Raw genomic sequence first — 23739 nt, 5'->3', positions numbered from 1 at the left:
CCCGGTATCCCGACACGGTGCCCGCGGGTTGGGCAACAATGTCGCGAGCCCAGGGCTGGGAGCCCACCTGGAGCGAGGAGGATGCCGCCGTGACCACCCACCTACCCGCAGGGGACCCGACCGCCGTGGGCGGCCGGCGCATCGTCGGCTACCTGGTCGACTGGGTCCTGTTCTTCTCGATCATCCCCGGCATCCTCTTCTTCGCCACTGCGGACTTCACCACCTACACGGACGGGCCGACCTGCACGAACCTGAAGCGCAGCGGCGAGATCGACGACAGCTACTTCTGCACCCGGGCGGAGAGCACCGACGCCGACGGCCAGGTCAGCTACGACACGTTCGTGATGAAGAAGAACGCGTTCGTGATCGCCAACGCCGCCGCCGCGGGCTACCTGATCGTGGTCATGTGGCTGCTGCAAGGACTCACCGGCGCCACGATCGGCAAGCTCGTGGTGGGGATCCGCACCGTGAACGAACAGGGTCGATCCCCAGGCCTCGGCAAGCAGCTCCTCCGGGGCATCGCCGGCATCGTCGACGCGGTGCCCTTCTGCCTCATGCCCCTCGTGCCGGTGGTCGGCCTGATCACCATCTTTGTCACGAAGGGCCACCGGCGAGTGGGCGACATGGCCGCCAAGACCTACGTGGTCAAGGCCTCGGCGAAGGGCGCACCCATCGTGATCCCCGGAGCCGGGAGCCCCGCTCCCGGGTACGTTCCCCCCGCTCCCGGGTACGCGCCCCCGGCGCCCGCCGGCGCCCCCACCCCGCCACCCCCGAGCGGGTTCGCGGCCCCGCCACCGCCGGGCGCGGCCTCCACCCCGCCTCCGCCTGCCGGCTGGGCCCCACCCGCGACCCCACCATCGGAGCCGGCCGGCCCCACCCCGCCCGCCGCTCCGCCTCCCGCGGAGCCGTCCGGCTGGGCCGCCCCGGGTGGGCCGGCGCCCGAGGCATCCGAGCCATCCGAGACGCCCGAGGCGCCGACGTCAGTCGGCGAGAGCCCGCAGCCCGGCGTCTCGGGGCCACAGTGGGACACCCAGCGCAACGCCTACGTGCAGTGGGATCCCGACGGGCAACGCTGGCTGACCTACGACGATGCCGCCGGGGAGTGGAAGCCGCTGTCCTGATCGGGTCCCACCCGGGCGGTCAGGCCCGGTCGAGCAGCGTGATCGATCGCAGACGGCGTTCGAGATGGTGCTCGAGGGCCCGGGTGGCGAGGTGGTGGATCTCGTGCGTGGCCGCCGACGGTGCGGTAGCGAGCGCCGCGCCGAGCTGCCCGCCGAGCACCTGCTCCAGCAGCGCCACCGCCTCCGCTGACACCGCTTGGCCCCGCCGGCACCCTTGGCAGAGCAGCCCGCCCTCGCCCAGGTCGAACGCCACCAGCGGGCCCTCGGAACCGCAGCTCGCGCAGTGCTCCACCACCGGCCGGTACCCCTCGAGCGCCAGCGCCTTCAGGAAGAACGCCGGCACCACCAGCGGCGAGTCCTGCGCGGCCAGCGACCGCAGCGCGCCCAGCAACATCTGGTACAGCTGCGGGTTCGGCTCTCCCTCCTGAGAGAGCTGGTCGACCGCCTCCAGCATCGCCGAAGCCTTGGCGATGCGGTCCAGGTCGTCACGGATCGACCGGAAGTGGTCGATGGACTCCGCCTGGGTGACGATGTCGAGCTCCCGCCCCTGGTAGAGCTGCATCGCCACGTGGCTGGTGGGCTCCAGCCTGGCCCCGAACTTGCTCCTGGTCTTGCGCACCCCCTTGGCCACCGCGCGCACCTTGCCCCGGCCCTGGGTCATGAGCACGACGATGCGGTCGGCCTCGCCCAGCTTGTAGGTGCGCAGCACCACCGCGGTGTCGCGGTAGAGGTTCACGTGCCGGCCTCGATGCCCCCGAAGCGGCGCTCCCGCCGCTGGTACTCGCGCACCGCGTCGAAGAGGTGCTTGCGGCGGAAGTCCGGCCACAGCACGTCGGTGAACACCAGCTCGCTGTAGGCGATCTCCCACAGCAGGTAGTTGGAGATGCGGTACTCCCCGGAGGTGCGGATCATGAGGTCGGGATCGGGCATCTCCGGGTCGTAGAGGTGGCGGCGGATCGTGCGCTCGTCGATCTTCTCGGGCGCCACCCCCTCGGCGACGATCGCCCGCACCGCGTCGACGATCTCCGCCCGACCGCCGTAGTTGAACGCGATGGTGAAGGTCATGGTGCGGTTGTGCCGCGTGAGCTCGATGGCCTCGTCCATGCGCCGGATCAGCCGGCGGGGCACCCGCCAGTCACGCCGGCCCACGAAGCGCATGCGCACGCCACGCTCGTGCATCTCGTCCCGGCGGCGCACGAGGAGCGACTCGTTGAACTTCATGAGGTAGCGCACCTCGTCGGCGGGGCGCTTCCAGTTCTCGGTGGAAAAGGCATAGACGGTGAGCCAGCCGATGCCCAGCTCAAGCGCGCCCTCGACCGTGTCGAACAGGGCCTCCTCGCCGGCGGCGTGCCCCTCGGTGCGCTTGAGGCCACGACGCTGCGCCCACCGGCCGTTCCCGTCCATCACGATGGCGACGTGCGCTGGAACGGCGCGTGCGTCGATGCCGGGAACGTCCACGCGGGCACGATACCCCCCGGCCTCCGCCGCTCCCGGCATGCCCCGCCGGATCGCCGCGCGAGGATCAGGAGGTGCCGCGGACCATCGACGACGTCCTGCGCCACGTCACCGCTGCGCTGCCCGGTAGCGAGCACCACCCGGGCCAGCTGGAGATGGCTCGGGCGGTGGCGGGCGCCCTCGACACCGGGCGGCACCTGATCGTGCAAGCCGGCACCGGCACCTGTAAGTCGCTCGCCTACCTGGTCCCGGCCCTCGAGAGCGGTCGGCGGGTGGTGATCGCCACCGCCACCAAGGCGCTGCAGGAGCAGCTCGCCGGCAAGGACTTACCGTTCCTGGCCGAGCACCTCGAGCGTCCCTTCTCGTAAGCGGTCCTGAAGGGGCGGGCCAACTACCTGTGCCGACAGCGCCTGACCGAGGTGACTTGCGAGCTCAAGTCCCGTGAACGGCAGCAGGCGCTCGACGGCTTCGATGCCGACCAGGCGCTCCCGCACGGCGACGTGGCCCGCCTAGCGGCCTGGGCGGAGGAGACGGCCACGGGCGATCGGGCCGATCTGGCGTGGGAGCCCTCGCCGAGGGTGTGGGCAGCGCTGAGCGTCGGTCCCCGCGAGTGCCCCGGTGCCCGCCGCTGCCCGCAGGGCGAGCACTGCTTCGCCGAGCGGGCCCGAGCCGCGGCGGCCGCGGCCGACGTGGTGGTGGTCAACACCCACCTCTACGGGCTGCACCTGGCCAGCGGTGGTGGGGTGCTGCCCGACCACGAGATCGTGGTGATCGACGAGGCACACCAGCTTGAGGACACCATCTCCGCCACCTCCGGGCTGGAGTTGACCGCAGGGCGGTTCACCGCCCTGGCTCGGGCGGTCCGGGCCATCGTCGATGACGAGCAGCTCGTCGCGGACCTCGACGGGTCCGGCGACCGGCTCCGCACCGCGCTCGCCGAGCACACCGGACGGCGCCTGCGAGGGCCGCTCGACCCAGAGTTGTCCGGCGCGCTTACCCTGGCCCGCACCCGGGTGGAGCGGGTGATCGAGGCCCTCCGAGCGATCGACGACGACCGGTCCACCGACGTGGCGGCTCGCAAGCAGCGGGCCCTCAAGGCCGCCGGATCGCTGGCAGACGACCTGGCCGGCGCGCTCGTGGTCCCATCGAGCGACGTCGCCTGGGTCGAGGGCGACGAGCGCGCCGTGACACTCAAGGTCGCACCCATCGACGTGGGTCAGGTGCTGCGGGCGAGCCTGTGGGCTCGCACCACCGCGGTGCTCACCAGCGCCACCATCCCTATCGGTCTGCCGGCACGGATCGGGCTCGACCCCGGCACCTACGACGAGCTCGACGTGGGCAGCCCCTTCGACTACGAGGAGCAGGCGCTGCTGTACTGCGCCGCGGGGCTCCCCGACCCCCGCTCGGAGGCGTTCGACGCCGCGACCCACGAGGAGCTGGCGGCGCTCATCGAGGCCGCGGGGGGACGCACGCTCGCGCTGTTCACCAGCTACCGGGCCATGCACGCCGCGCTGGACGCTCTGCGGCCGCGCATCGCCCATCCGCTGCTCGTGCAGGACGACCTACCCAAGCCCCTGCTGATCGAGCGGTTCGCCACCGATCCGGCCACCTGCCTGTTCGCCACCATGGGGTTCTGGCAGGGCATCGACGTGCCCGGACCGTCGCTCAATCTGGTCACCATCGACCGCATCCCGTTCCCGCGGCCCGACGAGCCGCTCCTGCAGGCGCGACGGGAACAGGCACGGGCGGACGCCTTCCGGATCGTCGACCTGCCGCGGGCGACCACGCTGCTCGCCCAAGGGGCGGGGAGGCTGATCCGGTCGCGCCGCGATCGGGGGGTGGTGGCGGTGCTCGACCCGCGCCTGGCCACCAATCAGCGCTACCGGTGGGACATCATCCGCGCCCTGCCCCCGATGCGGCGAACCCGCGACCGAGCGGAGGCGGAGCGCTTCCTCCGAGCGCTCGATACGCCCGCCGACCGGCGGTGATCGAACCTGCCGTCTGCCACCAGGGGTTCAGATCGTTCAGGTGGTTCAGGTGCGGCTGCGGCGGCGACGTTGAGCGTCGATGCGCCGCGCGTCCTTCACCACCTCGTTCCACCGGGGGTGACCACCCCCGTCAGGGGGGTTCGAGGACATGTCGGCGGCGAGGGCCTCGAGCAGCCCCGAGAGGCTAACCCCGGACTCCTCGGCGACCCGGTGCCAGGTGTCGTGGCTCTCTGCAGTCAGGTATGCGTGGATGGCGCGGCGTTCGTCAGGCATGAGTCCGAAGCTAGAGGTTCGTCACTGCAGATGACTGCAGGAAGTCTTGCGATCTCGCGTCAAACTAGCCCGATCCTGCTACCCAGTGTCGAATCGGCGCCGGTCCCCGGTCAGAATCCCAGCCGGTCGAGGGCCCGATCACGGCGCTGCCAGTCCTTCTCGACCTTCACGAACAGCTCCAGGTAGGCCCCCGGGGGGAGCTGCTCGCGCACCGCGGTGCCCACCTTCTTGAGCACCGACCCGCCCCGGCCGATCACGATGCCCTTCTGGGAGTCCCGCTCGACCAGGATCTCCACTCGGATCCGCGGCCACTCCCACTCGACCACCCGGGTGGCGATCGAGTGCGGGAGCTCGTCGTGGGTGACCGCCAGCAGCTGCTCGCGGACCAGCTCGGCCACCCAGAACGCCTCCGGTACGTCGGTGACCATGTCGTCGGGGTAGTACTGCGGCCCCTCCGGCAGGCGCTCCACCAGGTGATCGACGAGCGCGTCGACCCCTTCACCCGTGTGGGCCGAGACCGGGAAGTACTCCGACAGGTCGAGCTGCTCCGCGGCCCGGGCCAGCTGCGCGATCACCTGATCGGGGCTGGCGACGTCGATCTTGTTCACTACCACGACCGCGTCCGCGGGAGCGCGGGAGGCGATGAACCGGTCGCCCGGTCCGATCGTCGCCGTGGCGTCGACCACCAGGCACACCACGTCAACGTCGCCGATCGCGGAGGTGGCCGTGACGTTGAGCCGCTCCCCGAGCGGCGTGCGCGGCTTGTGGATGCCGGGAGTGTCGACGAACACGATCTGCGCGCCGGGCCGGTTGAGGACCCCCCGGACCTGGGTGCGAGTGGTCTGCGGCTTGTCGGACACGATCGACACCTTGGTCCCGAGCATCCGGTTGAGCAGCGTGGACTTGCCGACGTTCGGCCGGCCCACCAGGGTCACGAACCCTGATCTCACGTCTCGGCCCGCCCGGTCGGCTCGGTGGCGGCCGGGATGGGCTCGATGCGTACTCGCCCGATGCGCCGTCCCTGCACCCGCTCGGCCCGCAACGTGAACCCGTCGGCCTGCGCGCACTCGCCGTTCACCGGGATGTGACCCAGCAGGTGCAGCAGCAGCCCACCGATGGAGTCCCAGTCGCCCTCCGGCAGGTCGGCATGCAGGAGGTCGTTGACCTCGTCGACCGCCATGCGGGCGTTCACCCGGACCCCGCCGGACGCAAGAGGCTCGATCATGGGCTCCTCCCGGTCGAACTCGTCGACGATCTCGCCCACGAGCTCCTCGATGAGGTCTTCCAAGGTCACCAGCCCCGCGGTGCCGCCGTACTCATCCACCACGATCGCCATGTGGTACTGCTCGGCCTGCATCTCCGCGAGCAGCTCGGAGATGCGCTTGGTCTCGGGCACGAAGTGTGCGGGCCTCACCAGCGAGCCGACCTCGCGGTCGGCCTGCCCGTCGCGATCGGCACGCATGAGGTCCTTGGCGTAGACGATGCCCACGATGTCGTCGATGGATTCCTCGAACACCGGCAGGCGGCTGTAGCCGTTGAGCAGCACCACCTCCATCACGTCGGGGACCCGCAGCTCCGCCGGCACGGCCACCATGTCGGGCCGGGGCACCATCACCTCCCGCACGATGGTGTCCCCGAACTCGATGATCTGCTCGATGAGCCGGCGCTCCTCAGCCTCGATCACCTCCCCCTCGACGGCCGCGTCGGCCATCGCCAGCAGCTCCTCGGTGGACACGAACGGGCCCTCCTTGAGCCCTTTGCCGGGGAGGATCACGTTGGTCAGCCCGATCAGCGCCCGCGACAGGAGCCGGAGCGGCCAGAACGCGACCAGCGCCGAGATCGGCCGGGCCGAGAGCAGCGCGGCCCGCTCCGGATGCTGGATGGCCCACGTCTTGGGAGCGGCTTCGGCGAGGACGAACACCACCACGACGTTGAAGAAGACCGCGACGGCCACGCCGAGGGGCCCGAACAGGTGGTTGGCGACGATACCGGTCAGGGTGGCCTGGAGGAGCTGGCAAACCAGCACCGCGAGCAACACCGGGTTGAGGAACCGCTCGGGGTGGCGCACCAGGGCGAGCAGGCGGTCGGCACCCGGGCGACCCTCCTCGGCGAGGGCCTGGGCCTTGGATCGCGACATCCGGGTGAGCCCGGTCTCGGCCACGGCCAGCAACATCGAGGTCAGCAGCAGGACCACGATCGCGGCGATCATCGCCGTGTCGGCTCCGGTCAGCTCGACGGCCAGCGTCATGAGCCCCATGGATCGCGGCCCAACGGGCCGTGGAACCGCTCCAGCAGCTCGCGCTCGCGAGCCTGCATGGTCTCGCGTTCCTCCTCGGCGGCGTGGTCGTACCCCAGCAGATGCAGGATGCCGTGGACCAGCAGGAGCGCGAGCTCGTCGCCCACGCTGCCGGCGTGCTCGGGCGCGTTGCGAGCGGCGACCGAGGGGCAGATGACCACGTCGCCGAGCATGAGCGGCACGTCATCAGGGCTCCGCTCCGGCCGGGAGGGGCCTTCGCCGCCCCCGTCGGGCGCCCGACCCGGCTCGAGCCGCGCCGCGTCGGCGAAGTCGATGGGGAACGCCAGCACGTCGGTCGGACCGGAGGCCCCCATGAACTGCTGGTTGAGCTGCGCCATGGTGGTCTCGTCGACGACCAGCACCCACAGCGCGGCCTCGCCCCGCACGCCCTCCTCCGCCAGGACCCGCTCGGCGAGGGTGATCCAGCGGGCGGCGTCGATCGGCGGCCCGCCTCCCTGCTCCCCGCGCTCGTCGGCGAGGAACACCGTGACCGACCCCTCGCCGGGGCCCACCCGGCGAGGGGCCTGGCGACTCGGAGGCCCCTCAGCCATCGCCCCGGGGCCGGGCCGCGGCGTAGGCGTTGACGATGTCCTGGACGATCCGGTGACGGACCACGTCACGGCTCGACAGGTGCACGAACGCCAGACCCTCGATGTCGCCCAGCACCTCCTCCAACCCCGCAAGGCCGCTGCGACCGCCCTGCACGTCGACTTGGGTCACATCACCGGTGATGACCGCCTTCGAGCCGAAGCCGATGCGGGTCAGGAACATCTTCATCTGCTCGGGCGTGGTGTTCTGGGCCTCGTCGAGGATGATGAAGCTGTCGTTGAGGGTGCGGCCCCGCATGAAGGCGAGTGGAGCCACCTCGACCGTTCCCCGCTCGAGCAGCCGTTGGGCTCCTTCCGGCTCGACCATGTCGTAGAGCGCGTCGTAGAGCGGGCGGAGGTACGGGTCGACCTTCGCCATGAGATCGCCGGGGAGGAAACCCAGGCGCTCACCGGCCTCGACGGCAGGGCGGGTGAGGATGATGCGGTCGACCTGCTTGGTCTGGAGGGCCTGGACGGCCATGGCCACCGCCAGCCAGCTCTTGCCGGTGCCCGCGGGGCCGATGGCGAAGGTCACGATGTTGGCGCGGATGGCGTCGATGTAGCGGCGCTGACCGCTGGTCTTGGGTCGCACGCTGCGCCCCCGGGCCGAGCGGAGGACTTCCGCTGCCAGCACCTCCGAGGGGCGCTCGTCGGCCTTCACCATGTCGATGCTGCGCAGCACCCCTGCGGGCTCGAGCACGTGGCCCTGCTGGAGCAGCACCACGAGCTCCTCGAAGAGCCGGCCCACCTGCTCGGCGTGCTCGCCGTCGACGGTGATCTCGTTGCCCCGCACGTGCACGGTGGCACCGGGGAAGGCGGTCTCGACGAGTCGCAGCAGCTCGTCCCGGGTGCCCAGCAGGCCGACCATGAGGTGGTTGCCGGGGACGTTGATCTTGACCTGCGTGTCTGCCATGTGCGCCATCCAGCGTACGGCCAGCCGGCCCCCGCTGCCGCACCCCTACCCCGTCGGGGTGCCTGCCCGGGCCGAGCCCCGCCGGACAGCTTCGCTAGCCTGCCGCACCCGTGAGACCAGCGGAGCCCGATCCCCTCCGACCGGGACCCCCCGATCCGTTCGACCGGTGGCTGGCCGAGGTCAGCGCCGACCGGGTGATCGGGGAGCGGGCACGCACCGGGTGGCTGGCCCGCCAGGCCGCGGAGGACGCCACCTGGCGCGGCGCGCTGGCGGACCTCGCCGAGCGGGGTCGCCCGGTGCTCGTCGAGCTGCGGTCAGGTCGCCGGCACCGGGGAACCGTGGCGGTGATAGGGCACGATTTCCTCGTGCTCCGCCCCGCGGACGGGTCCGACGTGCTGGTCGCGCTCGACGCCATCGCCGTGCTTTGGCCTTCGCCGGGCGACGGGCCGGTCACCGGCGATCGTGAGCCGCCCTCGCTGACCACCATCGGCGAGGCCCTGGCCGGGCTCGCGGCCGGTGGGCAGGAGGTGGCGGTGTGGACGGCGGGTGCCAGCGTTGCCGTGGTGGGCGAGATCGCTGCGGTGGGCCGGGACCTGGTGACGCTCGCCGTGGCCGGTGAGCGGGGGTGGGCCTATCTCGCTCTGGCGTCGGTGGCGGAGGTCTCGCTGGTCGATTCGGGGTAGAGGTGCTCGAGCGTCCCGGGCTCGATGCGGCAGGACTCGATGAAGTCGTCGACCTCGTTGGCCTTGAGCCGGATGACGCGACCGAAGCGATAGGCCGGGAGCTGGCCCTCGTCGATGAACCGGTAGAGCGTACGTGAGGTGATGCCGAGGCGTGTCGCGGCCTCGGCCGTGCTCAGCCAGCGGATCTCGCCTGCTCCGCGCTCGGTGCCCCCGCGTAGGTCGTCCTGCTCAGCCATCGCCGGTCACGCTAGCACTCTCGAGTCCTTTGTGACCCTTTCATGGCTTTCCCACCGCGCCGGCCTGCCAGTCGGCCGAGTGGGCGGCAGCGATGAGAGATCGTCGCTGCATGTGTTCATGAGGCCACGGGACGTCATCAATGTGGCGGAGGTCATGTAGCCCACGAAAGGGAGCCGTCGTACGTTCTGCCGGTTTCCCGACGCGGCGGAGGTGGAGATGTCCCGAGGGCGGGCGACTGGAGACGCCGAGCGCACGGCCCGGCCGCGGATCGTCCGGCGAGCGAGCCTGCCGAACAGCCGAGCGGTGGTGGGCGGGCTGCTGGTGACGGTCGCGGCGGTCGGGGTCTTCGCCGCCTACCGGCAGGCAGGCGGTCGCCCGACCACCCGATACGTGGTGGCAACGAGAAGCGTCGATCCCGGTGGGCCGATCACCGCGGACGCCCTCGGGCTCGAGACCATGGAGCTGCCTGCACAACAGGCGGCGCGAGTGTACGAATCCCCCTCCGAGCTCGATGGTGCGGTGGCCCTCGCCCCCCTGGCACCCGGGGACCTGGTGCTGCGCTCGGCGGTGCTTCCCGCCGACCGCGCCGCGGGGTTCGACGGAGGGCACGAGTTCTCGCTGCCGATCGATCGGGACCGGGCCCTCAACGGCGGGCTCCGGCGGGGCGAGACGGTCGATGTGCTGGCCACCTACGGCACGGGCGATGCCGCCTACACCCTGGTCGTGGCCCGCGGCGCAGGGGTGACCGCCCTCGACGATGGCTCGAGGGGCACGATCGGCTCCGCCGGGACGGTGGTGGTCACCCTGGCCCTGCGCGATCCGGACGAGGTGCTCCGGGTGGCGCACGCAGCCGAGGTGGGCTCGATCACGCTGGTCCGGACCACCCGCGCCGGAGGGCCGCTGCCCAGCCAGTACCGCGCTCCCGGTCCGGGTTCCATCGGCCCCCCCGACACCGCCCGGTGAGCGGGCGAGGCAGCCGTGGACGCTGACCAGTTCGTCGTGCTCGGCTTGGCCCGGGTCCGCTCCACCTGGTTCACCGAGGTCAGCCGGTGGGCGACCGCCGGCGCGGTCCCGGTGGAGTTCGTGAAGTGCGTCTCGCCCGAGGAGGTGCGAGCCCGGCTCGCCTCCGGTCGAGCCTTCTCGGCCCTGCTGGTCGACGGCGCGCTGCCGGCGCTCGACCGTGACCTGGTCGAGTCCGCCCGGGCCCAGGGGTGCGCCGTGGTCGCCGTCGACGACGGCATGCCCCGCCGGGATCTGGCCGCCATCGGGGTGTCGGCGGTCCTGCCCGAACCGCTCGACCGCAGGCTGCTCATGGCAGCCCTCCGGGATCACGCGCAACCGGTGCAGCGCCTGGCCGAGACCATCGACCTGGCCGGCCACCCCGAGGCGACCGGGAGCTGGAGGGGACATCTCGTCGTCCTGCTCGGCGCAGGCGGGGCCGGCACGTCGACGCTGGCCATGGCCGCAGCCCAGGCGTTCGCCGTCGATGCCCGCTATGGGGGCCGGGTGCTGCTCGCGGACCTGGCACTCGACGCGGACCTGGCGATGCTGCACGACGTGGGTGACGTCGTGCCCGGCCTCCAGGAGCTGGTCGAAGCCCATCGCAGCGGTCGACCGGCGGCTGACGACGTGCAGGCGCTGACCTTCGCCCTGCCTGACCGGGGCTACGACCTCCTGCTCGGCCTGCGGCGGCACCGGGACTGGTCGGCCCTCCGCCCACGGGCGACCGCCGCCGCGCTCGACAGCCTCCTGCGCACCTACCAGGTGGTGGTCGCGGACGTCGAGGCCGACCTCGAGGGTCAGGACGACTGCGGCTCGCTCGACATCGAGGACCGCAACCGGCTGGCGCGCACCGCCACCGCGAACGCGGACGTGGTCGCCGTGGCCTGCCAGCCGACGCTGGTGGGCGTCCACCGGCTGGTGCGCCATCTCGACGCGCTCCTCCGGCACGGGGTCGCGGCGGAGCGCATCCTGCCCGTGGTCAACCGCGCTCCCCGCCAGGGGAGGCTCCGGGCAGAGCTCACACGGGCGGTGGCGGAGCTGGCCGCCGCGCTCGGCCCCGACGCCGCCCAGCTGTCCTCTCCGCTGTTCGTCCCGGACCGCCGAGGGCTCGACGACCTCATGCGGGCCGCCGACCCGCTACCCGCCTCGTTCACCGGGCCGATCGGCGACGCGTTGCGAGCCATGCTGGACCGGGTCGAGCCGCCCGCCGCCGCGGACCCCGAGCGCGTGGTCCCCGGCTCGCTCGGCGCCTGGTCCTCCACCTGAGCACTCCCGGCCGGTCTCCTCACGAACTGTTCATGGATGCGCGGCCGCGCGCCGCGGATCCATGAACAGTTCCTAAGGAGGGAGGAGTGAGGGAGGGTGCGATGGGAGCAACGAGCGGTCAGCGACCCTTGAAGTCGGGCGTGCGCTTCTCGAGGAACGCCTTGGGGCCCTCGCGGGCGTCCTCGCTCGACATGACCGCCATGCCGATCTCCATCTCCTTCACGAACGCCTCCTTCTCCGGGAGGCACTGGCTGGCGATCACCGACTGCTTGATCCCCTTGACCGCGAGCGGCCCGTTGGCGGCGATGCGGTCCGCGAGCTCCCTGGCCCGGGTGAGTGCCTGCCCGTCGGGCACCACGTGGCCCACCAGACCGATCTCGTAGGCCCGCCGAGCAGTGATCGGCTCGCCCACCAGCAACATCTCCATCGCCAGGGTGTAGGGGATCTGCCGGGGCAGGCGCACGGTGGAGCCCGACATGGGGAACAGCCCCCGCTGGACCTCGGTGATGGCGATCTGAGCGCTCTCGGCCACCACCCGGATGTCGAGGGCCTGCAGGATCTCGGTGCCTCCCGCGTAGCAGTACCCCTCGACCGCCCCGATGATCGGCTTGGTGAGCACGTAGTCCTTCAGGAAGCCCTTGAAGATCAGGTTGAAGTCGGCCTTGATGCGCTCCTCGAACTCGTTCTCGGTGGGCTTGCCCGACAGCAGCGCTCCAACGAGGCGGTCGAGATCGGCTCCCGCCGAGAAGTTCCCCCCGGCGCCGGTGAGGATGGCGACACGGACGTCGGCGTCGCCGTCGATCAGGTCCCAGGCGTCGCAGAGCCGGCACAGCACTTCGGCATTGAACGCGTTTCGCTTGTCGGGGCGGTTGAGGGTGACCGTGACGACGTGGCCGTCACGGTCCACGAGCACTGCTGGTTCGCTCACGTCGGTCCTTTCCGGTGCGTTCGAGGCGGGTCGAGCGAGCCTGAAAGGTAGTCAGATCCGCCGTGGCTGGCCGCAAGGGCGGCCTGTGAGGCCATTCCCGCGCGCGCGTGACCACGTTCTGTGCTGCTTGTGGCCGATGTCATGCAGACCACCACCCGACCGCCGTCGTAGGTTCGCTGCGCCCCTCAACTCGGCGGAGCGACAATGACGGCGGTCGACGAGCCCACGCCACTCATCGAGATCGAACGCGCCGTACAGGCGCGAGCCAAGGACATGGCGCTGGACATGTCCGGGCCCGACGATGACGCCGCACTGCGGGCGCTCATCGACGACGAGGTGCAGCGCTGGGAGCTCGACCACAGGAGGGGGCTGCGCCCGCACCCGCTCGCCTCCCCGGAGCTGATCGCCGAGCGAGCGTTCCGAAACCTGGCCCGCTACGGCCCGCTCACCCCGTTGCTGGCGGACGACGACGTGTGGGAGATCATGATCAACGCCCCCGACCAGATCTTCGTGAAGCGCCACCGGGGCCCGAGCGGGTACCACCACGAGGTCTTCCACGACGACGAGCACGTCACCCGCATCCTCACCAAGATCCTCGACGACGCCTCCTCCAGCCACCGCAAGCTCGACCCGAGCGAGGGCCTGCAGGACGCGCAGCTCGATGACGGTGCCCGCTTGCACATCGTCCACGGCGACCTGAGCCGCGGTGGCCACACCATGGTGAACATCCGCAAGTTCACCGGCGTGCCGTTCCGCAGCCTCCAGGAGCTGGTCGAGCGCGACACCCTCGGCGCGCACGTCGCCCACTTCCTCGCCGCCGCGGTGCGCGCCGGCTGCTCGACCGTGTTCGCCGGCGCGCCCGGCTCGGGCAAGACCACGCTGCTGTCGTGCTGCGCGGCAGAACTCGACCCCTCCCTGCGGGTGGTCATCGCGGAGGAGGTCTTCGAAGCCGACGTGCCATTGCCGAACGTGGCCAGCATGCAGACCCGTGCGGCGCGCTCCGACCGGCCGGCGGTGGACCTCCGCCGGCTGGTGGCCGGGTTCCTCCGCATGGCCCCGGACGTGGCCATCGTGGGTGAGGTCCGCGATCGGGAGGCCCTGCCGTTGTTGCTGACCCTCTCCTCCGGGGTCAAGGGCTTCACCACCATCCACGCCGGCTCCGCCCGCCAGGCCCTCAGCCGCCTCCGGTTCATCGCCCAGCTCAGCGACGCGGCATCCGAGCTACCGATGAGTGCCCTCAACGCACTGGTGAGCGAAGCGGTGGATCTCGTCGTCCATTCCGTCCGGGGCCCCGACGGACCACGGGTGATGGAGGTCGTGGCTGTCGAGGACCCGGCGACGGCCGCGGATGCCACCCAGTTCACCGTGACCGAGCTCTTCTCCCGCCGGGGCTACGACCACCCGCTGGTGTGGACCGGCAACGTGCCGGTCCGGGTCGGTCGGCTCTTCGACGCGATCGGCGCCGACGTGGTCGCCTCGTTGAACGATCAGTCGCCGAGTGAATGGAGGCAGTTCTGACCGGTCTGCTCCTCGCCATGTCCGCCGCGTTCGGCGTGTACCTCCTCTTCACCCGCGCCGCCTTCGGTCGGCGTGGATTGCGGCTCACGGACCACGCCCTCCGAGACGACCGGGAAGGACTTCGCCTGCGTGTTCGTCGCGGCCTCGACCGCGCCGGCCTCGCGGGGCTCTCCGGCGGCGACGTGGTCGCCGTGGCCACGCTGTTGTTCGCGATCGGTGCCGCGCTCGCGTTCGTGGTGTTCGCAGGCGCGGCGCCGGCATTCGTCACCGGTTCATTCGCGGCGAGCTTCCCCTTCGCCGCGCACCGCCAGCGCAACCGGAACCGTCGGGCCGCGGCCCAGGACGCCTGGCCCCGGCTCATCGACGAGATCCGCATCCTCACCGGCTCGGTCGGCCGCTCCGTCCCCCAAGCGCTCTTCGAAGCCGGCCGCAACGCCCCGCCGGGGATGCGCGACGCATTCGAGGCAGCCCATCGGGAGTGGCGCATCTCGACCGACTTCGAGCGCACCCTCGGCGTGCTCAAGCACCGACTCGACGACCCGACCGCCGACGTGGTCTGCGAGACGTTGCTGACCGCGCACGAGATCGGGGGTGCTGATCTCGACCAGCGCCTCGACGACCTCGCCGCGGACCGCCGGGCGGAGCTGCAGTACCGCAAGGACGCCCGAGCCCGGCAAGCCGGAGTTCGCTTCGCCCGCCGGTTCGTGCTGATCGTCCCGCTCGGTATGGCCTTCGCCGGCCTGTCGGTGGGCAACGGGCGCGATGCCTACGCGACGTCGACCGGCCAGTTCCTGGTGGTGGTCGCGCTCGCCATGGTGATCGCCTGTTGGCTGTGGGCGGGCCAGATCATGCGGCTCCCGGAGAGCGAACGGGTCTTCGACCGATGAGCCGGGCGGTGCTGCTGTGCGGGCTGGTGGGCTGGACCGGCGCGACGCTGCTCCTCTCCCAGCTCCGCTGGTTCCGCCGGGTGGCGCTGGCGGAGCGGCTCCGCACCTATGCGCCCGGGCAGGGGGCGACCACGATCGCGCCGGGAACTGGGGTCTCGTCGCTCCGCAACCTCCGAGAGGTCCTCGAGCCGCTCCTGCACGACGTCGCCGGGCAGCTTTCGCGGCTGTTCGGGGTGAGCGAGGAGCTCGCGGTGCGCCTCGAACGGACTCACTCACCCTTCGACGTCGCTGCCTTCCGGGCCCGCCAACTCGGCTGGTCGCTCGCCGCGTTCACCGCCGGCAGCGCGCTGGCGCTGGCCACGAGCATGCCCCCCGCTCCGGCCGTGCTGTTCATCCTGGGGGCGCCGCTGCTCACCTTCCTGATCCTCGAGCAGCAGGCGATCACCGCCTCGCAGCGATGGCAACGGCGGCTCTTTCACGAGCTGCCGGTGGTGAGCGAGCAGCTCGGCATGCTCCTCTCGGCCGGCTACTCGCTCGGCGCGGCGCTCAACCGGCTGGCCGAGCGGGGCCAGGGCTGCTGCGCGCGCGACCTGGCCCGGGTGTGCGGTCGGATCCGCCAGGGCCTCGGCGAGATCGAGGCGCTCGACGAATGGGCGGAGCTGGCCGGTGTCGACGCCGTGACCCGGCTCGTCGGCGTGCTGTCACTCAACCGCGACGGCGGCGACCTCGGCCGGCTCATCACCGAGGAGGCCCGCGCCATCCGCCGTGATGCGCACCGGGAGCTGATCGAGGCCGTCGAGCGGCGTGCGCAGCAGGTGTGGATCCCGGTCACCGTGGCCACCCTCGTTCCCGGCGTGCTGTTCCTGACGGTCCCGTTCGTCGAAGCCATGCGGCTGTTCACCACCGGCTGAGCTGACGAGACCGCAATCGACCGCAGAAACCGACCACCAGACAGGAAAGGACCAACCCTCATGGCCACCATCCGATGGGTACTCGACGAGCTGCGGGCCCACGGTCGCGGCGGCGACCGCGGCGAAGGGGTGATCAGCGCGGCGATCGCCGTGCTGATCATGGCCTTCCTCGGCGCGGCGATGTGGATCGGGTTCAACCGGATGTGGAAGGACACCGAGTCCACGACGCAGACCAAGGTGCAACAGATCGGCCAGGAGTGACGGGCAGCCACGGCAGGCGCGCTCGGCCCGCCCGGGGCGAGGACATGGCTCACGAGACGGGTGCCGGGCTCATCGGCGCCATGGCCGGGATGACGGTGTTCCTCGCCTTCCTGTTGTTCGCGGTGCAGCTGCTGATGAACCTGCACACCACCTCGATGGTCACGAGCGCTGCGTACGAGGCGGCCCGGGTGGCAGCAGGCGGGTCGGGCTCGGGCCACGACGCGGCATCCGTGGCCGCCACTCGGCAGCGGGGCGAGCAACGAGCTCGCGCCCTGCTGGGCCGCTACGGCGAGCAGGTGCGCTTCGACTGGTCGGCCAGCACCGGTGAGGAGGTGGTGCTGCGCGTCCGGGCGCCGTCGCCGAGGTTCACCCTTCCCGGCCTTCCCGCCCGGGTGGGCTTCGACGAGATCGACCGCACCGTTCGGGTCCGAATCGAGGACCTGCGGTGAGCGAGCCCACGCGGCCCCGTGTCATGCGGTGCCGGGGCGACGCAGGTCTCGGTGGCGTGGAGGTGCTGCCGTTCGGGCTGCTGGTCTTCGTGATCGGCGGTCTGCTGGTGGCCAATGCCTGGGCGGTGGTCGACGCCAAGCTCGCGGTGGGCGCCGCGTCCCGCGAGGCGGTCCGGGCGTACGTCGAGGCTCCTGGCCCAAGTCAAGCGGCAGCGGCGGCCGACGGGGCGGCCCGGGGGATCATCACCGGGCAGGGGCGCCGACCCGAGCGCCTGGCGCTCTCGATCCGCCACCGCGACGGTGAGCCGTGGCGGCGGTGCGCGCAGGTGATCGTCACCGCCCGATACCGGGTGCCGGCGCTGCCGCTGCCGTGGATCGGGGGCTACGGCTCGGGGTTCGAGGTCGCCTCGTCCCACAGCGAGCGCATCGACCCCTACCGGGCAGGCCTGCCGGCAGGAGGCCGATGCTGAGCACCAGGCGAACCACCGGCCGGCTCGGCAGCGAGTGTGGGAGCGCGCTCATGCTGATGCCAGCCGCGGTGCTCATCGTGCTCGTCCTCGCGGCCATCACGGTCGACACCGCGGTCGTGCACCTGGGCCGGCGCGAGCTGGTGCACGCCGCCGACGCCGCCGCCAACGACGCGGTCACCTACGGGCTCGACGAAGATCGCTTCCGTCGTGGGGAGGGCTACCTGCTGGACATCGACCGGGCTCGCAACGCCGTGGTCAGCTCCCTCGAAGCGCGGGGGTTGCTCGACCGGCTGGCCGAGCCTCCACGGGTCTCGTTCACCGCCACCGACGAGGTTCGGGTCGAGCTGCGCATGCGGGTCGACTACGTGTTCGCCCGGGCGCTGCCCGGTGCCCGCTCGGCGATGGTCGACGCCCGAGCCACCGCCACCGCCCGACCGCGCTGACCCTCTCGCTCCCAGCCGTTCGGGGTGACCCGTGCCAGAGGCGGGCTACTCGCCGTACCAACCCGACACGTCGGCCACGACGTCGACCGAGCCCCGGGCGTTGTAGACGTTCACCCTCCGGCTCGCACCGATCGCCACAGTCGCCGCGTTCGGGATGGTCCATCCCGGCTGCCAGTTCAGGCTGGACGTGAACGGGCGGGACCATCCCGGCTGCCACAGCGTCAAGAACGACGACCCGGTGGTCCCGGTGGCCGTGACGTTCAACACCACCGCCGCCGCGTCCTTCGGCACCCCCACCCCGGACACGTCGACGTCGCGGGTGGCACCCGCGCCCCACGGCGTCGAGTACGGGCCCACCTGTGAGCCGGGCCGGGAGTCCTGGACCCGCACCGGGTCGATGGGGTGGAACGGATACCCGGCGCCCTGCTCGAAGTAGCCGACGACGTCGACGACCACCTGCGCCGACCCGGCGCGATTGAACATCCGCACCATGCCGCCCGTGCCCACCTTGACCGTCACCGAGTTCGCGATCGTCCAGCCGGGCTGCCAGTTGAGGCTCGACACGATCGGGCGCGCCTGGCCCGTCGGCCACACCGACAAGTACGAGGAATCCGTGGTGCTGGTCACCGTGACGTTCAACACCACCGCCCGCACCCCCGCCGGCACCCCTTCGATGCCCGCCACGGAGCAGGTCACGGGTGGTGCCGGCCGCCCACGGCGTGGCGTACGGGCCCACCTGGGAGCCGACACGGGAGTCGAGGATGCGGGCCGGGCTCACCGGCACCAGACCTGCGTGGGGCCCGAGCGCGTAGTAGCCGACCACGTCGATGACGACGTGGACGGACCCGGCCTGGTTGAACAGGTCGATCTGGCCGTCGGCCCCGAGCTTGACCGTCACCGAGTTGGCGATCGTCCAGCCGGGCTGCCAGTTCAAGCTCGACACCGTGGGGCGACCTTGACCGCTCGGCCAAATCGACAGGAAGGACGAGCTGGTGGTCGCGGTCGCGGTTACGTTGAGGGTGACGGCCTGAGCGTCAGCTGGCACGCCTCTCACCCCCCCCACCCTCACCCGCCGGGTGCTCCCGGCCGACCAGGGGGTCGTGTAGGGCCCCACGTTCGATGCCGGGCGCGAGTCGAGGATCCGGATGGGATCCACCGGCACGAACCGCGATGCGGGGGCTCGGGGCACGACCGCCGCCGAGGGTGCCGACGGAGGACCGGAGCCGACCACGTTGGATGCCTGCACCGTGAACGTGTAGGGGGTGCCGTTCGACAAGCCCAACACCGTGCACGACAGGGGGCCGGCGCTCCACCAGCAGCTCTGACCCCCCGGAGACGCCGTGACCCGGTACCCGGTGATCGGGCGCCCTCCGTCCTGGGCCGGCGCGACCCACGAGACGGTCACGCCGCCGTCGCCGGCCGTGCCGACCACGTTCGTCGCGGCGGCTGGAGCGGTCGCGCACAGCGCGCTCGTCTCGACCAGACAGTGGAACGGGATGCTCTGAGCGACGTCGGGGTCGTCGTCGATCAGAGCACCCGTCCCGGCACCGAGCTCAAAGGCCGGCAGGCCCGCACCGGCGACCGAGACCAACCGGACACCGAACGTCTCGGTGGGCTCGGGCCACTGATCGCCCCTCGTCGGCACCACGATGACCGCGCTCGACTCGCCCTGTGGCATCACCACCGTTCCCCCGACCGCCGGCACGTCTCCCGGGCTGGTGGTCTCGCGGATCACCTGGTAGCTCACCGTCGCCGGCGCGCTCAGCACCTGGCTGGCGGTGATCGGGATACGGGCGCCGTTCGAGGTGATGTGCCCCTCCACCATCCGGACCCCACCCACCTCGATCCTCGGCCCGCAGCAGGGCGCATCGAGGATCGTGACCTGCCCCACTGCTCGGGTCACGGTCACGCTCGTCGAGCCGGCCGCGACCCCGGTCACGATTACCTCGAAGGTCTCCCCGGCTCCTTCGGTGATCGTGTCGGCGAGGATCGGTACGTTCACCGCGGCGCTGGTCCCGTTCTTGGGGATCGTCACGGTGCCCGTGAGCGGTCCCGTGAAATCGAGACCCGGCGTGGCCGCCGGGGGGCTGCCGCCGCGAATCTCGTAGGACACCGTGACATCGACCGAGAGGGGGGTCGAGAGAACGATCGGGACCTCGGCCGTTCGTGAACCGGCCGGGGGTTCGTGGACGCCGATGTCCCCGACGCTCAGCTCGGCGGCCGGCAGGCACGGCTTGCCGTGCCAGCGCATGGCGTCGAGTTGGTTCCGCAGTGCGGTCAGCGTCGCCGCGTACACGGGATCGTTCACCACGCTGGCGAGCTCGTAGGGTCGGCCCGCAGGTCGTAGAGCTCCTCGCTGCCGTCGGCGAAGCGAATGTACTTGCGGGTGGAGGTCCGGATGGCATCGAAGCACCCGGCGGTCCCGCTCATCGCCCCCTCGATCAGCAGTGCCCGGTCACCCTGACCGCCGCTGAGAAGCGTCGTACGCAGGTCGATGCCCTCGGCGGGCAGCCCCGCGGTCGCTCCCGTCAGCGCCACGATGGTCGGCGCCAGATCGATGTTGGCGACCGGGGTGTCCACCACCGCGCCCGCGGGGAAGCCCGGCCCGCGCACCACCAACGGGACCCGGATCGCCGGCTCGTAGGGGACGTTCTTGCCCCGCAGCCGATGCTGGCCGTGGAGCAGACCGTTGTCCGAGGTGAACACGATCACCGTGTGGTCCAGCTCGCCCGTCGCATCCAGCGCCGACACCACCCGCTCGACCAGGTCGTCGACCGCCAGCAGCGACTCGAGCTGGGACTGGTAGCCGGCCCGGGTGGTCTCGAGAGCCGTGGCGGAGAGCCGGGAGGTCGCGGCCACCTGCGGGGACTTGTCCGACACGTCCGCTTCGTTGATGGCGGGGTCGGCAGGGAGCGGGGCGCCGGCGAACGCTCCGATGTGTCTGGGTGCGGGGGTGGCGGTCGGAGAGCCGGTGGCGTAATGGGGGGCGAAGGGGTTGATCATCAAGAAGAACGGTCGCTGGTCGCCGGCGAAGCGCTCGATGGTGCTCGCGGACCGGGTGGCGAGCACGTCGGTGGAGTAGTCCTCGGGCGCGGAGCCGTAGCTGACGAGCTGCCTCCCGTCGATCAACGTGTAGTCGTAGTACCCACCCCCGTTCGCTTCCCAGCTGTCCCATCCCGGTGGTGTTCCCATCGCCGGGGCGTAGCCCAACATGGCCTTGCCGATCTTGCCCGTGCTGTAGCCCGCGGCCTGGAGCCACACGGGCAGCGTGTTGCCTTGGTCGAGGGCGAACATGCCGCCGAGCGGCGGGGTGTTGTTGTAGACGCGAGTGGACCGTGAGGAGCGGCCGGTCAGGAAGGCTGCGTGCGAGGGGCAGCACAGCGGGTTGACCACCACCGAGTCGCGGAACGTCGTGCCCCGTTCGACGAGCAGCTCCTTGGTCTTGGGCATGGCATCGAGCATCTCGGGGGTCTGATCGTCGGTCATGATGACCACGACGTTGGGCCGCTCGGGTGCGGCCTCGACCCCGAGGCTCGCACCGCTCGCGGGGTCGACCCCCACCGGCAACCCTTCGAGCGCGAGCAGGGCGACCGCGAGCCACCACACCACCCTGCGGGGCGCCGCCTCCCGCTTCCCGCCGTGCACCACTGGGATGGTAGGCACACCGATACCGGCGCGGTACGCAACCGGTTCGTCCCCGGCGCGAGGCCCGCCGTAGCCTCCCCCCGGTGACCGAGCGCGCTGCACCCGATCGACCGCGCCCCGAAGAGGCCGCCGAGCTGAGCGTCGAGGATGCCGAAGACGCGCTCCTCGAAGGCGACCGCACCTTCGCGCCCGGCACCGCCCGCGCCGCGCTCGCCTATCCCACCTTCCGCACCGTCTACATCGGCTCGCTGCTGTCGAACATCGGCTCGTGGATGCAGAACGTGGTACTCGGCGCCTTCGCGCTCGACCTCACCGGTTCGTCCACCTACGTGAGCTGGATCGCGTTCGCGCAGCTCGGACCACTGCTGCTCTTCTCCCTCGCCGGCGGAGCCCTGGCCGACATCATCGACCGCAAGCGGCTGCTCGTGATGGTCTCCTGGCAGCAACTGCTCTTCTCGCTCGTGCTCGCATGGCTCGCGCGAGGCAACGAGCCCTCGCTGAGCGGACTGGTGCTGGTCACCTTCGTGATCGGGGTCGGCCAGGCGATCTACGCACCCACCTACTCGGCGCTGCTGCCGTTGCTCGTGCGCCGGCGGGACCTCCCCGGTGCGGTGTCGCTCAACTCCGCCAGCATGAACCTGTCGCGGGTGGTGGGGCCGGCGATCGGGGCACTCGTGTACGCCCGGGTGGGCGCGTCGTGGGTGTTCGTCGGCAACGCCGTCACGTACCTGTTCATCATCGGTGCCCTGCAACTGGTCAAGCTGCCACCGGCCACCCCCCGGGCAGCTGGCGAGCCCACCGGCCTGCGACGGATCGGTGAAGGGATCCAGGTGGCCCGCCGGGACCGGGTGGTGGGGCGGTGCCTCGCGACCATGGCGCTGTTCTCGTTCTTCTGCCTGCCCTTCGTGGTGCACATCCAACGGCTGGCAGCCGACAGCTTCGGCATCGCCCCCCGCAGCGGAGCGTTCGGGGTGCTCTATGCCTGCTTCGGGCTCGGAGCGGTGATGGGCGCGCTGTCCATCGGCACCTTCCTCGCCGGCCGGTCGCTGGAGGTCATCGTGCGCATCGGGCTCGGCGGGTTCGCGGTCTCGTTGTGCGCGTTCGGGCTGCTGCGCGACCCCGCCCCCGCGTACCCGGTCGCGCTCATCGTGGGCTTCTGCTACTTCGCCACCGTGACGTCGCTGTCGACCGTGCTCCAGAACCGCCTCGACGACCGGGTCCGGGGCCGGGTGATGGCGCTGTGGATCATGGCCTTCGGTGGCACAGTGCCCATCGGAGGGCTGATCGCGGGCCCGATCATCGACGCCACCTCGGTCACGGTGGTGGTGCTGGTGGGCGTGGCGACGGCCGCGCTGCTGGTGCCCTTCGCCAACCTACGTGACCCCGCGTCAATCACGAACTCCCTCCATCGTTCGACCTGAGACTCCTGAAACGGCTGCGTGAGCCGTCCGGCTCATTTCTGCCCGACGAGGGCCCGCCACCTCAACGGCGGGAGTGCGGGGACCGATGGAGGAAGCGGCCGGCTGCGGCGGTGGATCCGGACCCGGACACCACGGTCCGCGAGGAAGCGGCCACGGTTCGCTAGCGTGCCGGGTCCGGGGCAACGGGCGGACACGTTGTTGGAGGGAGGGTTGCGCGCGAGATGACGACCGCTGAGGCCACTGCGGCGGTGCACAGTGGGCTCGCTCCGGACCCTGTCCGCCGGGCGGGCCCCTCGCTACCGGCAGGTCCGACCCGAGACCTCGAGCGCGCCACCACCCCACTCCGGGTCGAGTCCCGCGGCGGTCGGGCGGCCAAGCGATGCTTCGACCTGCTCATCGGCATCCCGCTGCTCGTACTCTCGCTGCCCCTGCTGGCCCTGCTCGTCGTGGCGGTGCGGCTGAGCACACCGGGGCCGGCGCTGTTCCGCCAGCGGCGCCCGGGACGAGGCGGTGAGACCTTCACGATCTACAAGCTCCGCACCATGCGGGTCGACGCGGAAGACGTCCTGTTCGCCGATCCGGCCCTCTACGAGGAGTTCGTGGCCAACGGCTACAAGTTGCCACTCGACCGCGACCCCCGGGTCACGCCCGTCGGTCGGTTCCTGCGCCGCACCAGCCTCGACGAGCTGCCACAGCTCATCAACGTCGTGCTCGGGACCATGAGCCTGGTAGGCCCTCGTCCGGTCCTGCTCGACCAGGCCGAAGCCCTCTACGGCGACGACATCGACCTGTACTTCGCGGTGAAACCGGGCATGACCGGACTGTGGCAGGTGAGCGGGCGAAGCTCGCTCACCCACAAGGAACGCGCGGAGCTCGACCGGCAGTATGTACGCTGCTGGACGCCGGCGCTCGACCTAGTGCTGCTGGCCCGTACGGTGCCTGCAGTGCTCGCCGCTCGCGGCGCCTACTGAGCACACCGCTCCCT

At 71.3% G+C, this 23739-nt stretch carries 26 protein-coding genes and 1 pseudogene; 15 read left to right on the top strand and 12 right to left on the bottom strand.

What is annotated here, in order from left to right; translation table 11 throughout:
• Positions 1-89: 89 nt before the first annotated feature.
• Positions 90-1121, top strand: a complete 1032-nt coding sequence (locus tag HZF19_RS12690) for an RDD family protein (protein WP_208029162.1) — start codon at positions 90-92, stop codon at positions 1119-1121.
• A gap of 19 nt (positions 1122-1140) precedes the next feature.
• On the opposite strand, the gene recO is transcribed toward HZF19_RS12690, so the two are convergent.
• Both recO and uppS read right to left on the bottom strand, forming a co-directional pair.
• Entirely contained in the window at positions 1141-1857 is a 717-nt protein-coding gene (recO, locus tag HZF19_RS12685) for a DNA repair protein RecO (RefSeq protein ID WP_208029161.1), read from the bottom strand.
• Complete coding sequence (gene uppS / locus HZF19_RS12680) at positions 1854-2618, bottom strand: polyprenyl diphosphate synthase (RefSeq protein WP_208029160.1); 765 nt, start codon at positions 2616-2618, stop codon at positions 1854-1856. The genes recO and uppS overlap by 4 nt, the downstream gene beginning before the upstream one ends.
• Positions 2619-2650: 32 nt before the next feature.
• Between uppS and HZF19_RS12675 the strand changes: the two genes are divergently transcribed.
• Positions 2651-2944 (top strand): DEAD/DEAH box helicase, encoded by a 294-nt coding sequence (locus tag HZF19_RS12675; RefSeq protein WP_208029159.1) that lies wholly within the window; start codon positions 2651-2653, stop codon positions 2942-2944.
• A 51-nt stretch (positions 2945-2995) separates the two neighbouring features.
• Positions 2996-4564, top strand: a complete 1569-nt coding sequence (locus HZF19_RS17215; RefSeq protein ID WP_208029158.1) for an ATP-dependent DNA helicase — start codon at positions 2996-2998, stop codon at positions 4562-4564.
• A gap of 45 nt (positions 4565-4609) precedes the next feature.
• Here HZF19_RS17215 and HZF19_RS12665 read toward each other — a convergent pair whose 3' ends face one another.
• The 5 genes from HZF19_RS12665 to HZF19_RS12645 form a co-directional block, all read right to left on the bottom strand.
• A complete protein-coding gene (locus tag HZF19_RS12665; RefSeq protein ID WP_208029157.1) occupies positions 4610-4837 on the bottom strand; it encodes a hypothetical protein in 228 nt (75 codons plus the stop codon).
• A 110-nt stretch (positions 4838-4947) separates the two neighbouring features.
• Positions 4948-5772, bottom strand: a complete 825-nt coding sequence (era, locus tag HZF19_RS12660; protein ID WP_208029183.1) for a GTPase Era — start codon at positions 5770-5772, stop codon at positions 4948-4950.
• Between the two features lie 11 nt (positions 5773-5783).
• Positions 5784-7085, bottom strand: coding sequence for a hemolysin family protein (locus HZF19_RS12655; protein ID WP_208029156.1), 1302 nt, complete (start codon positions 7083-7085; stop codon positions 5784-5786).
• Positions 7082-7645 (bottom strand): rRNA maturation RNase YbeY, encoded by a 564-nt coding sequence (ybeY, locus tag HZF19_RS12650; protein WP_208029155.1) that lies wholly within the window; start codon positions 7643-7645, stop codon positions 7082-7084. The genes HZF19_RS12655 and ybeY overlap by 4 nt, the downstream gene beginning before the upstream one ends.
• A 31-nt stretch (positions 7646-7676) precedes the next feature.
• The gene (locus tag HZF19_RS12645; RefSeq protein ID WP_235979986.1) at positions 7677-8633 is read right to left on the bottom strand and encodes a PhoH family protein; all 957 of its coding nucleotides are present in this window, start codon (positions 8631-8633) and stop codon (positions 7677-7679) included.
• Between the two features lie 110 nt (positions 8634-8743).
• On the opposite strand from HZF19_RS12645, the gene HZF19_RS12640 reads away from it, so the two are divergent.
• Positions 8744-9316 (top strand): hypothetical protein, encoded by a 573-nt coding sequence (locus HZF19_RS12640; RefSeq protein ID WP_208029153.1) that lies wholly within the window; start codon positions 8744-8746, stop codon positions 9314-9316.
• On the opposite strand, the gene HZF19_RS12635 is transcribed toward HZF19_RS12640, so the two are convergent.
• Positions 9265-9552 (bottom strand): helix-turn-helix domain-containing protein, encoded by a 288-nt coding sequence (locus HZF19_RS12635; RefSeq protein ID WP_208029152.1) that lies wholly within the window; start codon positions 9550-9552, stop codon positions 9265-9267. The genes HZF19_RS12640 and HZF19_RS12635 overlap by 52 nt on opposite strands.
• A 217-nt stretch (positions 9553-9769) precedes the next feature.
• Here HZF19_RS12635 and cpaB point away from each other — a divergent pair, with 217 nt between their 5' ends.
• Both cpaB and HZF19_RS12625 read left to right on the top strand, forming a co-directional pair.
• Positions 9770-10516, top strand: a complete 747-nt coding sequence (gene cpaB / locus HZF19_RS12630) for a Flp pilus assembly protein CpaB (RefSeq protein ID WP_208029151.1) — start codon at positions 9770-9772, stop codon at positions 10514-10516.
• 15 nt (positions 10517-10531) lie between these two features.
• Positions 10532-11821, top strand: a complete 1290-nt coding sequence (locus HZF19_RS12625; RefSeq protein WP_208029150.1) for a CpaE/TadZ family protein — start codon at positions 10532-10534, stop codon at positions 11819-11821.
• 118 nt (positions 11822-11939) lie between these two features.
• On the opposite strand, the gene HZF19_RS12620 is transcribed toward HZF19_RS12625, so the two are convergent.
• A complete protein-coding gene (locus tag HZF19_RS12620) occupies positions 11940-12749 on the bottom strand; it encodes a crotonase/enoyl-CoA hydratase family protein (protein ID WP_208029149.1) in 810 nt (269 codons plus the stop codon).
• A gap of 204 nt (positions 12750-12953) precedes the next feature.
• On the opposite strand from HZF19_RS12620, the gene HZF19_RS12615 reads away from it, so the two are divergent.
• The 7 genes from HZF19_RS12615 to HZF19_RS16500 are packed head-to-tail and all read left to right on the top strand — an operon-like array spanning position 12954 to position 17688.
• Positions 12954-14267, top strand: coding sequence for a TadA family conjugal transfer-associated ATPase (locus HZF19_RS12615; RefSeq protein WP_208029148.1), 1314 nt, complete (start codon positions 12954-12956; stop codon positions 14265-14267).
• Positions 14252-15154, top strand: a complete 903-nt coding sequence (locus tag HZF19_RS12610) for a type II secretion system F family protein (protein WP_208029147.1) — start codon at positions 14252-14254, stop codon at positions 15152-15154. Before HZF19_RS12615 ends, HZF19_RS12610 begins: the two co-directional genes overlap by 16 nt.
• Positions 15151-16065, top strand: a complete 915-nt coding sequence (locus HZF19_RS12605) for a type II secretion system F family protein (RefSeq protein WP_208029146.1) — start codon at positions 15151-15153, stop codon at positions 16063-16065. Before HZF19_RS12610 ends, HZF19_RS12605 begins: the two co-directional genes overlap by 4 nt.
• A gap of 60 nt (positions 16066-16125) precedes the next feature.
• A complete protein-coding gene (locus HZF19_RS12600) occupies positions 16126-16326 on the top strand; it encodes a hypothetical protein (protein WP_208029145.1) in 201 nt (66 codons plus the stop codon).
• Between the two features lie 44 nt (positions 16327-16370).
• On the top strand, positions 16371-16775 hold the full coding sequence (locus HZF19_RS12595) for a TadE/TadG family type IV pilus assembly protein (protein ID WP_208029144.1): 405 nt from the start codon (positions 16371-16373) through the stop codon (positions 16773-16775).
• Positions 16772-17245, top strand: coding sequence for a hypothetical protein (locus HZF19_RS12590; protein ID WP_208029143.1), 474 nt, complete (start codon positions 16772-16774; stop codon positions 17243-17245). Before HZF19_RS12595 ends, HZF19_RS12590 begins: the two co-directional genes overlap by 4 nt.
• Before the next feature lie 50 nt (positions 17246-17295).
• Positions 17296-17688 (top strand): pilus assembly protein TadG-related protein, encoded by a 393-nt coding sequence (locus HZF19_RS16500; RefSeq protein WP_235979985.1) that lies wholly within the window; start codon positions 17296-17298, stop codon positions 17686-17688.
• Positions 17689-17733: 45 nt separating this feature from the next.
• Here the strand turns inward: HZF19_RS16500 and HZF19_RS16495 are convergent, their stop codons facing one another.
• From HZF19_RS16495 to HZF19_RS12580, 3 genes and pseudogenes are all read right to left on the bottom strand, one after another.
• Complete coding sequence (locus HZF19_RS16495; protein ID WP_235979983.1) at positions 17734-18384, bottom strand: hypothetical protein; 651 nt, start codon at positions 18382-18384, stop codon at positions 17734-17736.
• A 511-nt stretch (positions 18385-18895) separates the two neighbouring features.
• Positions 18896-19939 (bottom strand): annotated as a pseudogene (locus HZF19_RS17470) (fibronectin type III domain-containing protein); the annotation flags it as partial.
• Positions 19940-19992: 53 nt separating this feature from the next.
• The gene (locus tag HZF19_RS12580) at positions 19993-21333 is read right to left on the bottom strand and encodes a sulfatase family protein (RefSeq protein WP_208029141.1); all 1341 of its coding nucleotides are present in this window, start codon (positions 21331-21333) and stop codon (positions 19993-19995) included.
• 83 nt (positions 21334-21416) lie between these two features.
• On the opposite strand from HZF19_RS12580, the gene HZF19_RS12575 reads away from it, so the two are divergent.
• Together HZF19_RS12575 and HZF19_RS12570 are read left to right on the top strand one after the other, a co-directional pair.
• Positions 21417-22754, top strand: coding sequence for an MFS transporter (locus HZF19_RS12575; protein ID WP_208029140.1), 1338 nt, complete (start codon positions 21417-21419; stop codon positions 22752-22754).
• 221 nt (positions 22755-22975) lie between these two features.
• Positions 22976-23725 (top strand): sugar transferase, encoded by a 750-nt coding sequence (locus HZF19_RS12570; protein ID WP_208029139.1) that lies wholly within the window; start codon positions 22976-22978, stop codon positions 23723-23725.
• Positions 23726-23739 lie beyond the last annotated feature (14 nt).

Source organism: Rhabdothermincola sediminis, from assembly GCF_014805525.1.
GTDB lineage: Bacteria > Actinomycetota > Acidimicrobiia > Acidimicrobiales > Acidimicrobilacustridaceae > Rhabdothermincola > Rhabdothermincola sediminis.
Note: the sequence above shows the minus strand (reverse complement) of the source record. Positions and strands in the feature narration are given on the sequence as shown.

What these genes read in the sequence shown, in the direction of transcription:
- HZF19_RS12635 (WP_208029152.1), bottom strand. Translation starts at nt 9,552, where the DNA reads ATGGCTGAGCAGGACGACCTACGCGGGGGCACCGAGCGCGGAGCAGGC.
- uppS (WP_208029160.1), bottom strand. Translation starts at nt 2,618, where the DNA reads ATGCCGGGAGCGGCGGAGGCCGGGGGGTATCGTGCCCGCGTGGACGTT.
- HZF19_RS12595 (WP_208029144.1), top strand. Translation starts at nt 16,371, where the DNA reads ATGGCTCACGAGACGGGTGCCGGGCTCATCGGCGCCATGGCCGGGATG.
- HZF19_RS12645 (WP_235979986.1), bottom strand. Translation starts at nt 8,633, where the DNA reads ATGGCAGACACGCAGGTCAAGATCAACGTCCCCGGCAACCACCTCATG.
- HZF19_RS12665 (WP_208029157.1), bottom strand. Translation starts at nt 4,837, where the DNA reads ATGCCTGACGAACGCCGCGCCATCCACGCATACCTGACTGCAGAGAGC.
- HZF19_RS12570 (WP_208029139.1), top strand. Translation starts at nt 22,976, where the DNA reads ATGACGACCGCTGAGGCCACTGCGGCGGTGCACAGTGGGCTCGCTCCG.
- HZF19_RS12655 (WP_208029156.1), bottom strand. Translation starts at nt 7,085, where the DNA reads ATGACGCTGGCCGTCGAGCTGACCGGAGCCGACACGGCGATGATCGCC.
- HZF19_RS12610 (WP_208029147.1), top strand. Translation starts at nt 14,252, where the DNA reads ATGGAGGCAGTTCTGACCGGTCTGCTCCTCGCCATGTCCGCCGCGTTC.
- HZF19_RS12615 (WP_208029148.1), top strand. Translation starts at nt 12,954, where the DNA reads ATGACGGCGGTCGACGAGCCCACGCCACTCATCGAGATCGAACGCGCC.
- HZF19_RS12600 (WP_208029145.1), top strand. Translation starts at nt 16,126, where the DNA reads ATGGCCACCATCCGATGGGTACTCGACGAGCTGCGGGCCCACGGTCGC.
- HZF19_RS16500 (WP_235979985.1), top strand. Translation starts at nt 17,296, where the DNA reads ATGCTGATGCCAGCCGCGGTGCTCATCGTGCTCGTCCTCGCGGCCATC.
- cpaB (WP_208029151.1), top strand. Translation starts at nt 9,770, where the DNA reads ATGTCCCGAGGGCGGGCGACTGGAGACGCCGAGCGCACGGCCCGGCCG.
- HZF19_RS12605 (WP_208029146.1), top strand. Translation starts at nt 15,151, where the DNA reads ATGAGCCGGGCGGTGCTGCTGTGCGGGCTGGTGGGCTGGACCGGCGCG.